Origin of the sequence: Spirillospora sp. NPDC047279 (genome assembly GCF_040643285.1) — a bacterium.
Lineage (GTDB): Bacteria > Actinomycetota > Actinomycetes > Streptosporangiales > Streptosporangiaceae > Spirillospora.
Genome location: NZ_JBEYUA010000006.1, coordinates 44,563 through 56,134, shown reverse-complemented (window position 1 = coordinate 56,134; position 11,572 = coordinate 44,563). Strand labels below are relative to the sequence as shown.

The following is an 11,572-nucleotide window of genomic DNA, read 5'->3' as shown; positions in this document are numbered from 1 at the left end:
GGCTGCTGCCTGTGGCTGTGCCGGGTGTGGCGGCGGTCTTGTCTGGGCCGCTGCCTGTGGTTGTGCTGGGCGTGGTGGCGGTGTCACCCGGGCTGGTGCCTGTGGCATCGCTCGTTGCGGCACTTGGCGTGCTGCCGGTGGTGGTGCTGGATGTGGTGGTCGCGGCGTCGTCTGGGATCGCGCTCGGAGCGTTCTCCGTGGTCGCGCCGGGTGTACTGCTCGTGGCGCTGCCGGGCGTGGTGGCGGCGTCACCTGGGTTGGTGCTTGGGATGTCGCTTGCGGTTTGGTCTGGCGTGCTGACGACCGGTGCGCTGCTGGGCGTGGTGGCGGACGCCTCGTCTGGGCTGCTTTCCGGCGTGCTGCTGGTGGCGTTGCCAGATGCGGTGTGCGGGGCGTTGGTCGGCGTGCCGTTGGGGGAGGGGGACGGGGCGTTGACCGGTGTGTTGTCCGGAGCAACGCCTGGTGTCTCGGCCGGGGGATCGGTCTGTGCGTCGTCGGGGGGCGGGCCCTCCGTGGGGACCAGCTGGTGGGCGGCGGGGAGGTCGCAGAAACGGACGAGGACGCCGGTGGCCAGGGCGTGGCGGATCGCCTGCCATTCGGGGCTGAACTCGGCGAACGGCCAGAAGGCGGCCTGGCGGTCGGCGCCCTCCGGCTTGCCCGGTGCGTACGCCAGCAGGGCGACCGGCGGGACCATGCCGGGGTCGGCGGCCAGGCCGACGAGGGCGTCGGCCTCGGGCGGGCCCTCGATCAGGATCGCGTCGGGCTTGAAGGCTTCGAGGGCGCGGCGTACCGCCCGTGCCGAGCCGGGGCCGTGGTGCCGGATCCCGTAGACCTCGACGGCCATCGTCAGGAGACCTCCCGGCAGGCGCGGTAGAAGTCGAGCCACTCGGGTCGTTCGCGGACGACGGTCTCGAGGTACTCCTGCCAGACGACCCGGTCGGACACCGGGTCCTGGACGACCGCGCCGACGATGCCGCCCGCGATGTCGGCGGCGCGTACGACGCCGTCGCCGAAGTGCGCGGCCAGCGCGATGCCGCTGGTGATCACGGAGATGGCCTCGGCGGTGCTGAGCGTGCCGGACGGGGACTTGAGCTTGGTGCGGCCGTCGGCGGTCAGGCCGCCGCGCAGCTCGCGGAAGACGGTGACGACGCGGCGGATCTCCTCCAGCCCGGCCGGGGTCTCGGGCAGCTCCAGCGCGCTGCCGATCTGGTCGACGCGGCGGGAGACGATGTCGACCTCGTCGTCGACCGACTCGGGCAGCGGCAGGACGACGGTGTTGAAGCGGCGGCGCAGCGCGCTCGACAGCTCGTTGACGCCGCGGTCGCGGTCGTTGGCCGTGCCGATCACGGTGAAGCCCTTGCGCGCCTGGACCTCGGCGCCCAGCTCGGGGATCGGCAGCGTCTTCTCGGACAGGATCGTGATCAGGGTGTCCTGGACGTCGCCGGGCATGCGGGTGAGCTCTTCGATGCGCGCGACCGCGCCGGTGCGCATGGCGCGTACCAGCGGGCTCTCGACCAGGGCCTGCTCGGACGGCCCCTCGGCCAGCAGGCGGGCGTAGTTCCACCCGTAGCGCACGGCCTCCTCGGCGGTGCCCGCCGTGCCCTGGACGAGCAGGGTCGAGTCGCCGCTGACGGCCGCGGCCAGGTGCTCGGACACCCAGGTCTTGGCGGTGCCCGGCACGCCGAGGAGCAGCAGCGCCCGGTCGGTGGCCAGGGTAGCGACCGCGACCTCCATCAGGCGCCGCGGGCCGATGTACTTCGGGCTGATCGTGCTGCCGTCGGGCAGCTCGCCGCCGAGGAGGTACGTGGTGACGGCCCAGGGCGACAGACGCCAGCCGGGCGGACGCGGCCGGTCGTCGTGCTCGGCCAGCCGGGCCAGCTCGCCGGCGTACTCCTGCTCGGCGTGCGGCCGCAGCACGGTGGCGTCGGTTCGGGTCACTCGGACAGCTCCTTCAGCATGTCGTCACGGAAACGCAGGGTCTCGATCAGTTCGTTGAGCGTGCGGGTGGCGGCGGCGCCGGCGATCACCGTCACGTCGCCGCCGAGGCGGTCGGCCAGGGCTTCGAGCCGTGGCGCGGCCTCCGGGACCAGCCGCTGGTCGGCGAGCCGGCACAGCTGGGTGAGGGTGTGCTCGTACCGCTGGGACGAACGTTCGGCCGCCGTCGCCAGTGTCGCCACCACCGCGTCGGCCAGCTCGCCCGTCCACGGGCCGGGAATGCGTTCGAGAACGCGCAGCAGGTCGGGATTGCCCTCCACCCAGCGGACGAGCCCGGCCGCGGCCTGGTCGCGTTCGGCGGCGGGCAGGATGGCGAGCAGGTCGGCCAGCGCCTCAGGCTCGTCCGCCACCACACCGCGGGTGTAGGTGCCGACGCCCTGCCGCGGCCCGACGGCGAGGCGCAGCAGCGCGCGGGCCCAGCCGGCGTCGCGCTGGCGCAGTGCCGCCCGCGCCCAGCCGATGTGCATGTCGCGGGCGCGGCCCATGCTCCCGTCGGCGTCTCCGTCGGTGACCGGCAGGCAGACGATCTCCATCGGCGGCAGGCCGAACAGGTCGGTCCAGGTGGTCAGCGGCGTGCGGGCGAGGATCTCGCGGAGCCATCCGGCGCGCGCGCCGACCGGGCCGCCCGCCCGGCCGCCCGGCGCGAACGAGCCGGTGGGGTGGAACGGCACGCCGTCGCGCGCCATGTCCTCGTCGTGCTCGTGCGGCGCCTCCACCACGACCCAGGTCTGGTCGCGCTGCCTGATGGTGCGGACCTCGGCCCGCACGCACTCGCGGGCCCGCACCGCCATGCGCCGCCCGTACGCCGATCCGGGCAGCCGCGCCAGCAGGTCGGACGCGAGCTGGCGTACGTCCTTGCCGCGGTCTTCGAGCGCCTCTTCGAGGAACGGCTCGTCGTCGGCCGACAACCCGTGCTCGAACGTGGCGAGGAACGCGGCGCGTTCGGGTGCGGGCTCCTTGGCCCACGTCTCCCGCAGTACCGCGCGGGCACGGGCGGGGTCGGTGCCGCGCAGCCGGGCCAGGTGGGCGACGCGCTGGTTGCGCGTGCCGGTCTCCCACACGTCGGGCCCGCCGCCGGGATCGTCGCCCGACCCGACCAGATAGGCCCAGTCGGTGTTGCGCAGCGCCAGCCACACGCCACGCCGCCCGGCGGACCTGACGATCGCGGGCCGCAACATCCGGTCGCTGCGTCCCTTTTCCAGCAGCTCGGGCAGCAACCGCGCGGGGACCCGCAGGCCCCGCTCCGCCGCGGCCTCGAGCCACTCGGGCAGTACCCGGATCTGCTCCCCGCGCAGGATCCGGCCCAATCGCGCAGCAGCCTCCAGTGGCACGGCGGGGGCGTCCTCCACCGGGGCGGGCGCGATCAGCCCCGGCCCGCCGTCCTGGCCGTCCGCCCGCCGCCCCGCCCTGCGCCGAACGGTCAGCACCGCCGCCTGATCGAGCAGCCGACCAGCCCCGCCCTCACCGACCCCGACACCCAAATCGGCGTTGCCTGGCTCTGCGTTGCTCGGCTCTGCGTTGCTCGGCCCGGCGGTTGCCTGTGTCCCGGCGTTTGCCTGTGTCCGGGCGGTCGGCCGTGTCCTGTCGCCTGGCTGCGCCTGGGGACCGGGCTCCGCGCTGCCCGGCTCCGTGCCGGTGCTTGCCCGTGTGCCGGCGCCCGGCGCCGGGTCGCCGTCCTGCGGCGCCCCGGGACTCGGCTGCGCCTCGCTGCGCGGCCGTGCGTCCTGCGGTCGGGGGGCCGGGGAGAGGGCGAGGGTCGGGGGCGGGCGGCGTTGGGTGCCCAGGAGGGCGGCGGTGACGTGGTCGTTCCAGGTGGTCACAGGATCACGGCTCCCTCGTCCTCGTGCCAGGTGGACAGGGGGCGCAGGCCGCGCGGGGTCCACTCGCCCGCGACGGTGAAGGGGGCGCCGCCGGAGACGGCGAGGAGGCGCCACGGGTCGGGGAGGCGCAGCAGCGGCAGGGAGTCGCCCGCGGGGTCGACGATATGCAGGTCGTCGGGGGAGGACTGGGCCAGGCGGACGTCTTGCAGGACGGCCGGCCAGCGGTCGAGCCAGGGGTCGCGGGCCAGGGCGGCCGCGTGCTCGGTGAGGAAGGCGCCGATGGACGTGCCGGGCGGGGTGGCCGGGTGGGCGGCGCGGCGTTCGGCGACCAGGGCGCGCAGGGGCTGGGCGCCGGGGTAGTAGGCCAGGTCGGCGTCCACCTCGGTGCCGACCAGCAGGGACGCGTCGAGGGGGCGGCCGGGGGCGCCGAACGAGAGGACGAGGGCGGGGCGGCCGGTGTCGCGGCCGCGCAGCCAGACGCGGCGGGTGGTCAGCCGGTCCTGCTCGGAGTCGTGCGAGCCCGCCACGTACCACCGGTCGCGGACGCGCTCGCCCTGGCTCAGCACCTCGTCCTGGGTGAGGGTGAAGCCGACGCGGGACCGGACGGTGTCGCGGAGCCCGGCGGGCAGCCGGTCGCGGGACCGGTGGGCGCGGACGAGCAGGCGCAGCAGCGCGTACTCCTCCAGCAGCCGGTCGGGCCAGCCGGGCTGGCGGGGCACCGCGGCGAGCCCGCGGATCTGGCCCGCCAGGGCGCCGGCCTGCGCGTCGACCAGGCGGCGGGCGACGTCGTCCCACATCCGGTAGGGGGCCTTCTCCGCCTGGGCCAGGCCGTGCGTCACCTGGTCGCGCAGCCACTGATCGAGCTCGGCGAGCCCGTCGTCGACGCGGCGTTCGCGGCGCTCGGCGGTGCGCGGGTCCTTGGCGGCGGGCTTGTCGGCCGCGGCCTTGCGCTCGGTGGCGCGTTCGCGGCGGGTGGCGAGCCATTCGGCGGCCCATTCGGGACGCGGCGCGTCGCCGGCCGCGCCGTCGCTCCACAACAGCAGGAGGCCGAGGGTGTGTTTGCAGGGGAATTTGCGGCTCGGGCACGAACACCGGAATGCGGGCTCGGTCAGATCGGCGCAGGCGAGATAGAGGCTTTTACCGCTGCCCTGACACTCGCCCCAGACCGCCTCGGCGTCGCCGCCCGTGCCGCTCCATTTGGCGGGCACGGCGACGCTCGAGGCGGCCTTGGCCGACGCCTGGTCAGGTGCCAGGCCGAGCACCTGCTCCCGACCCCATCGATCGTTCACATTGTCGAAACTATCGGGAGGGTCCGACATTCACCCGGCACTTTTCCAAGCGTGCCGCGAACGTCTCCGGAGTCAGGTGCGGAAGGGGCCGGTGACGCAATAGGTGATCCCGCCCGAGGACGCGCCGGACGTGCCTCGCTGGGACGAGAAGTACAGCCGGTTTCCGGCCGGGCTGAACGCCGGCCCGGTGATCTCCGAGCCGCTCTGGCCGCCGATCCGGAGGAAAACGCTGATCTTGTCGTCCGGAGTGATCATGCAGATGTCCATCGTGCCGCCGTCCTCGGCGATGTAGAGATCGCCGGCGGTCGACCCGGTGATGTTGTCGACGCCCGTCAGCGGGGCGGGCCCGGGACTGACCAGGCCGTCGTCGTAGGCGAGCTCGTACGTGCCGGCGGCCAGGTCGACCTGCCACACCCGGTTGTCGCCCTTCGTGGTGAACCACACGGTGTCGCCGGCGTAGTGGCACCCCTCGCCGCCGTTGAACCGCTTGGCGCCCGACACCTGGTTGCGGGTGGCGGTGGGGGAGCCGTCCGGGTCGGTGACGGTGCCCCAGGTGAACGAGCCGGACGTCGCCGTACCGGCCCGCAGCACCTGGAGCGTGCCGGACGACAGGTCGCCCCACGTGGTGGGCACGAACCGGTAGAAGCAGCCGTCGGTCCTGTCCTCGGTCAGGTAGACGACCCGGCGTACCGGGTCGGCCGCCGCGGCCTCGTGGGTGAAGCGGCCCATGGCGGGCCGCGCGACCGCGGTGCCGCCGAACGGGTACGTCTCCCAGACCTGGCCGGTCGAGGTCTCCTCGCACGACAGCCAGGTGTTCCACGGCGTCTTGCCGCCGGCGCAGTTGGTGTTGGTGCCCGACAGGATCCGGGACGCCGCCGTCACCGTGCCCGCCGAGTTGAAGCGGAGCATCGACGCGCCCCCGCCCGCGCTCGCGCTGACCTCCGAGTTGGACACGTAGATCCAGCCGGAGCCGTCGGCGAAGCAGGCGCCGCCGTCCGGGGCGTCGTGCCAGGTGTAGGAGGTGCCGGTGACCGTCTGCCGGGAGCGCGCGACGATCTGGCTGGTGAAGCCCGCGGGGAGTTGGATGCCGCGGGCGTCGGCGGCCTGGAGCGGCCCGTAGGGGGACGCGGCGTTCTGGGCGGGCGCGGCGAGCGCGGCGTTCTGCCACAACGTGCCGGAGAAGGCGGCGGCGCCGGTGCCGACGGCCGAGGCGCGCAGGAAGGTACGGCGTTCCATCGAGGACTCCTGTGGGGGGTGAGGAGAACGATCAGTTGCCGAAGCTGTGCGGAGGGTGAGACCTTCCGAACCGCGTTGAGAGTAGAGAAGGTCCTGAACATGCACCCGTAAGTCGGATGAACGGGGAATTGACGGGAGCTGTCCGCCTTTGCGTGCCCCCTGCCTCCGGGCCCCACACCGTTTCCGTTCGCGTGGAGTTTCCCCAATCGGCGTCGGAACGCGACCGGAACGTCGGCCCCGCTGGACACTCTCTCGGCCGTGAAGGTCGCCATCGTGACCGAGTCGTTCCTGCCCCAGGTGAACGGGGTCACCAACTCGGTCTGCCGTGTTCTCGAACGCCTCGACGCCCTGGGCCACCAGGCCCTCGTCATCGCTCCCGGGCGGGGCTCCCGTGAGGCCGGTCCGGCCTGCTACGCCGGTGCGCCGGTGGAGTACGTCGCCGGCGTCGCCCTGCCGTTCTATCCGTCGTTCGTCCTCGGACTGCCCACCCGCCGCGTGACCTCCGTACTCCAGGAGTTCAAGCCCGACATCGTTCACCTGGCCTCGCCGCTGGTGCTGGGGGTGTCGGGCGCCGCCGCCGCGCGCCGGCTCGACGTGCCCAGCGTCGCGGTGTTCCAGACCGACATCGCCGGTTTCGCCCGCCGCTACGGTTTCCGCGGCACCGGCCCGCTCATCTGGTGGTGGTTGCGGCGCCTGCACCGGCGGGCGGACCGCACCCTCGCCCCGTCCACGCCCGTCCTGGCCGAACTGCGGCGCCGCGGCGTCCCCCGGGTCGCGCTGTGGGGGCGCGGCGTCGACCGGCGCCGCTTCCACCCGGACCACCGTTCGGCCGGGCTGCGCGCCGCGCTCGCACCGGGCGGCGAGGTCCTCGTGGGGTACGTGGGCAGGCTCGCGGCGGAGAAGCGCCCGCGCATGCTCACCCACCTGGCCGGCCTGCCCGGGACCCGGCTGGTCGTCGTCGGGGACGGGCCCGAGGAGGAACGGCTCAGGCGCAGGCTGCCCGATGCCGTCTTCACCGGCTTCCGCACCGGCACCGAACTGTCCGAGCTGATCGCCTCGCTGGACGTCTTCGTGCACACCGGCGCCGACGAGACGTTCTGCCAGGCCGTCCAGGAGGGCCTGGCGTCGGGCGTCCCGGTGGTCGCGCCCGCGGCCGGCGGCCCGCTCGACCTCGTCCGCCCGGGTTGGAACGGCCTGCTGTACGCGCCGGACGACCCGTACGGCATGCGCGCCGCCGTCGGCACCCTGGCCGCCGACGACGCCCTGCGGCGGCGCATGTCGGCCCACGCGCTGGAAGGCGTGCGGGGGCGTGGCTGGGACGCGGTCTGCGACGAGCTCATCGCCCACTACCTGGACCTGACGGCCACGATCACCGAGCCCGCCGCGCCTGAACGGGAACGGCGCGCTGCGGCTGCCGCGGCCGCGGCGGCGGCGGCCAGAGAGGAGAGCGTCGCGTGAAAGATTCGCCAGGGAAGGGGTTCCCGTTCGTGGTGTCGGTGCACGACGTGGCGGCGAGCACCGCCGAACCGGTCGCGCGGTGGCTCGACGACCTGGACGAACGTGGGGTGCCCGCGACGCTGCTCCTGATACCGGGCCCGTTCGGCGGCGGCCCGGGGCTCACCGGCGCCCCCGACCTGGTCTCGTTCGCGCACAAGGCGGCCGGGCGCGGCCACGAACTCTCGCTGCACGGCTTCCTGCACGAGGGCGTCCCCGGCGGGCCGCGCTGGCGACATCACGTCAACAGCCTCGTCGCCCGCGGCGCGGGAGAGTTCTGGTCGCTGACCGAGAACGAGGCGCGCGACCGCCTGCGCGCGGGCCTGGAGGCGCTCGCGGACGCCGACATCGGGGTCGTGGGGTTCACGCCGCCCGGCTGGCTGGCCTCCCCCGGCACCCGCCGGGCGCTGGCCGCGCTCGGCTTCGCCTACTGGACGAGCCATCTGGCGGTCCATCGCCTGCCGGACGGCCCGCCCGTGCGGATGCCGGCCCTGTCGCACCGGCCGGGCGGTTTCGGCGAACGTACGGGCGCCCGCCTGATGGTGGAGGCGTCGCGGGTGCTCTCCCGGGCCGGGAGGCCTTTCCGCATCGCCCTGCATCCGGCCGACCTGGCCAGACCGGGCCTGCGGCGCGCGGCGCTCACCGCCATAGACCGGGCGGTGGCCGCGGGCGGCAGGCCGGTGACCTACGAGACGCTGGTGACGGAGTGAGAGTCGTCCAACTGGCCAACCTCTACAGTCCCGTGTCCGGCGGCCTGCGCACGGCCGTCGACCGGCTCGGCCGGGGTTACGTGGAGGCCGGGCACCGTCGCGCCCTGGTCGTCCCGGGGCCGTCCTACACCCGCCGTGAGACCGAGGCGGGCCTGGTCATCACGGTGCCCGGGCCGTCGGTGGCGCCGGGATACCGGTTCGTCCTCGACCCGCGCCCGGTGCTGCGCGTCCTGGGCGGGCTGCGGCCGGACGTCATCGAAGTGTCGGACAAGGCGACGCTCACGGTGGCGGCCCGCTGGGGGAGGCGCCGCGGCGTGCGCACGGTGCTGTTCTCCCACGAGCGCCTCGACGCCGTCCTCGCCCCCCGTACGCCGCCCTGGGTGCCGCTGGAAGCCGTGGCGGACCGCTGGAACCGCCGGCTGACGGCCGCCTTCGACGCGGTCGTGGTCACCTCGGCCTTCGCCGCCGCCGAGTTCGCGCGCGTGGGAGCCCCGGCGCTGCACCGCGTCCCGCTGGGCGTCGACCTCGACACCTTCCACCCGGCCCCTCCGGACGAACCCGGCGCAGGGGGCGGCGTGCGGCTGGTCCATCTGGGGCGGCTCTCCACCGAGAAACGCCCCGACCTGGCGCTGCGGACCCTGCGGGAGCTGCGGCGGCAGGGCGTCCCGGCACGGCTGGACGTCGTGGGGGACGGCCCGCTGTCGGGGGCGCTGCGCACGTACGCGCGGCGCGAGAACCTGCCGGTCCGCTTCCACGGCCACGTGCCCGGGCGCGCCGAGATCGCCCGGTTGCTCGCCCGCGCCGACGTGGCGCTCGCGACCTGCCCGTACGAGTCGTTCGGGCTCGCCGTCCTGGAGGCGCTGGCCTGCGGCACGCCGGTGGTGGCCGCCGACCGCGGCGCCGCGCGCGAACTGCTGGCAGCGGGCGCGGGCCTCGCCGTCCCGCCGGACGCGGCGTCGTTCGCCGACGGCGTGCGCAGGGTGCTGCGGCTGCCCGGGGAGGAACGCCGCGCGGCCGCGCGGGCCAGGGCCGAGCGCTACCCGTGGGACGCCACCGTCACCGGAATGCTCGACGTCCTCGCCCCCGGAACACCGCCGCCCTAGATGGAGGCCGTCCGCCCTCAGCGGCCCCGGCCGATGCCCGCCGTGGGCCGGGAACGCTTGCGGCCCTTGCGAAGCCGGGCCTTGCGCTTGCGGTGGTATTTGGCGCGATCGAGCTTCTTCTGGGCCATGGGGCATGATCCGCCCGATCCGTCCGGGAGGGCAGGGGGCTGACCGCATCCGGCCCCTGGATACCGTGAGGTCATGCTCGTTCACCCGTGGGACGCCCCGCTCGACGACGCCGAGTGGAGGCACTGGCTCGCCGCGGGGCGCGATTTCGGCCAGCTCGTGGCGCCCGGCCGCGGCCGGGATCTGCCCGTGGTGGTGCCGACCCACTTCCTGTACGACGGGGACCGCACGGTCTGGCTCCACCTGGCCCGTCCCAACCCGGTGTGGGAGCCGCTGGCCGAACATCCCCGGGCCCTGCTCACGGTGATCGACGACTACGTCTACGCCCCGTCCGAATGGGGCCGCGACGAGGGGCAGGAGGCCGAACGCGCCGTCCCGACGTCCTACTACGCCTCCGTGCAGCTCGCCTGCGACGTGCGCGTCGTGGACGACCCCGCCGAGAAGACCGAGATCCTCAACCGGCAGCTCGCCCGCTTCGAGCCGCCCGAGTCGGCGCGCCTGCCGGTCGTGGACGCGGACCCCGACGGCCGCCTGCTGCCGGGCATCCGCGGGATCGAGCTGACCGTCACCGGCGTCCAGGCGAAGTTCAAGTACGCGGGCAACAAGAAGCGCCCCGTCAAGGAGCGCATCGCCGCGCGCCTGGAGGAACGCGGGTCGCCCGCGGACCTGCGGGCCCGCACCCACCTCCGCCGCCGTCACCTCGCCGACTGACCGCCCGTACCGGCAGAGGCCGCCGCACCGGCAGAGGCCGCCGCACCGGCAGAGGCCGCCGCACCGGCAGAGGCCGCCGCACCGGCAGAGGCCGCCGCACCGGCAGGGCCCGTCGTTCGGCGCTTACTGGCTGAAGCCGGGCGGGTTGGGGAGCGGCGGGGTCTCCGGGGCCATCAGGAGGCCGCCGGCCCCGAGCGCCAGCAGGGCGACGACCGCGAACAGGCCGACCCACGCCAGGCCGGGGACGCCCGTCAGGTGCGCCAGCTGGTCGGCGTCCGAGCTGGGGGCCATCCGCCGCGCGCGCATGCGCTGCAGCTCGACCACCGGGCGGGCCGCGGCGAACAGCAGGAACCAGGCGGCCAGGTAGGCGAACCCGGCCTGCGTCTTGGCGCCGCCCAGCCACGAGACACCGAAGATCACCGCCGCGACCGCCAGGATGGAGAGCACGCCGTACGCGTTGCGGATCATCACCAGCATCGCGCCGAGCAGCGCCAGCGAGAACCACAACATGAGCGTGATCCGGCCGCCGGCCAGCAAGCCGGCGAAGAAGAGCCCGAGCAGCGGCGGCGTCAGATAGCCGGCCATCGCGGTGAAGATCATGCCGGGTCCGTGCGGCTTGCCGCGCGACACCGTGACGCCCGAGGTGTCGGAGTGCAGCTTGATCCCGTCCAGCTTGCGGCCGGTGACGAGCGCGATCAGGGCGTGCCCGCCCTCGTGGGCGATCGTCACCACGTTGCGGGCGACCCGCCAGGTCGGCCCGTGCACCACCGCGGCGAGCGCGATGAGCGCCACCAGGATGACCAGCCACCATGGCGGGGTCGGCTGCGTGCCCGTCACTCGGTCCCACAGCTCGGAGATGCTTACCTGTTCCACGTCCACCCCGGGTTGTCGTTCGGCGTCACAAGGTTAGGACGTTCCGGATAAGTGGCGCGTTCGGTTCCGTTCAGGCCGTTCCGATGAGACGTGTGCGCCGGTGTGAGGTGAGTCACGGGAACGGACGTCTGATTCGGCCACTCTTATCGGTTCGCAGGGCGGATCGGCTGGACCCCCGTTATCTTGTGGGATTCAGACGCACTAAGGTGCACTTC

At 74.3% G+C, this 11,572-nt stretch carries 10 protein-coding genes; 4 read left to right on the top strand and 6 right to left on the bottom strand.

The window, feature by feature from the left end; translation table 11 throughout:
- The 5 genes from ABZ810_RS16515 to ABZ810_RS16495 all read right to left on the bottom strand — a co-directional run.
- A partial coding sequence (locus tag ABZ810_RS16515) for a DUF5682 family protein (protein ID WP_358403736.1) occupies nt 1–844 on the bottom strand: 844 nt, incomplete at its 3' end.
- A 2-nt stretch (nt 845–846) separates the two neighbouring features.
- On the bottom strand, nt 847–1,938 hold the full coding sequence (locus ABZ810_RS16510; protein WP_358403734.1) for an AAA family ATPase: 1,092 nt from the start codon (nt 1,936–1,938) through the stop codon (nt 847–849).
- On the bottom strand, nt 1,935–3,422 hold the full coding sequence (locus tag ABZ810_RS16505) for a DUF5691 domain-containing protein (protein ID WP_358403733.1): 1,488 nt from the start codon (nt 3,420–3,422) through the stop codon (nt 1,935–1,937). The genes ABZ810_RS16510 and ABZ810_RS16505 overlap by 4 nt, the downstream gene beginning before the upstream one ends.
- A 389-nt stretch (nt 3,423–3,811) precedes the next feature.
- The gene (locus ABZ810_RS16500) at nt 3,812–5,104 is read right to left on the bottom strand and encodes an SWIM zinc finger family protein (RefSeq protein ID WP_358403731.1); all 1,293 of its coding nucleotides are present in this window, start codon (nt 5,102–5,104) and stop codon (nt 3,812–3,814) included.
- Between the two features lie 72 nt (nt 5,105–5,176).
- Nucleotides 5,177–6,340, bottom strand: coding sequence for an alkaline phosphatase PhoX (locus tag ABZ810_RS16495; RefSeq protein ID WP_358403730.1), 1,164 nt, complete (start codon nt 6,338–6,340; stop codon nt 5,177–5,179).
- A gap of 258 nt (nt 6,341–6,598) precedes the next feature.
- On the opposite strand from ABZ810_RS16495, the gene ABZ810_RS16490 reads away from it, so the two are divergent.
- The 4 genes from ABZ810_RS16490 (at nt 6,599) to ABZ810_RS16475 (ending at nt 10,484) form a co-directional block, all read left to right on the top strand.
- Entirely contained in the window at nt 6,599–7,798 is a 1,200-nt protein-coding gene (locus ABZ810_RS16490) for a glycosyltransferase family 1 protein (protein WP_358403728.1), read from the top strand.
- Nucleotides 7,795–8,544 carry a polysaccharide deacetylase family protein gene (locus ABZ810_RS16485; protein ID WP_358403727.1) on the top strand — a complete coding sequence of 250 codons (750 nt, stop codon included), beginning with the start codon at nt 7,795–7,797 and terminating at the stop codon, nt 8,542–8,544. Before ABZ810_RS16490 ends, ABZ810_RS16485 begins: the two co-directional genes overlap by 4 nt.
- Nucleotides 8,541–9,647: a glycosyltransferase gene (locus ABZ810_RS16480; RefSeq protein ID WP_358403726.1), complete on the top strand. Its 1,107-nt coding sequence runs from the start codon at nt 8,541–8,543 to the stop codon at nt 9,645–9,647. Before ABZ810_RS16485 ends, ABZ810_RS16480 begins: the two co-directional genes overlap by 4 nt.
- A gap of 201 nt (nt 9,648–9,848) precedes the next feature.
- Complete coding sequence (locus ABZ810_RS16475; RefSeq protein ID WP_358403724.1) at nt 9,849–10,484, top strand: FMN-binding negative transcriptional regulator; 636 nt, start codon at nt 9,849–9,851, stop codon at nt 10,482–10,484.
- A gap of 123 nt (nt 10,485–10,607) precedes the next feature.
- Here ABZ810_RS16475 and ABZ810_RS16470 read toward each other — a convergent pair whose 3' ends face one another.
- Nucleotides 10,608–11,363 carry a M50 family metallopeptidase gene (locus ABZ810_RS16470; protein WP_358403723.1) on the bottom strand — a complete coding sequence of 252 codons (756 nt, stop codon included), beginning with the start codon at nt 11,361–11,363 and terminating at the stop codon, nt 10,608–10,610.
- Between the last annotated feature and the right edge of the window lie 209 nt (nt 11,364–11,572).

What these genes read in the sequence shown, in the direction of transcription:
- ABZ810_RS16495 (WP_358403730.1), bottom strand. Translation starts at nt 6,340, where the DNA reads ATGGAACGCCGTACCTTCCTGCGCGCCTCGGCCGTCGGCACCGGCGCC.
- ABZ810_RS16475 (WP_358403724.1), top strand. Translation starts at nt 9,849, where the DNA reads ATGCTCGTTCACCCGTGGGACGCCCCGCTCGACGACGCCGAGTGGAGG.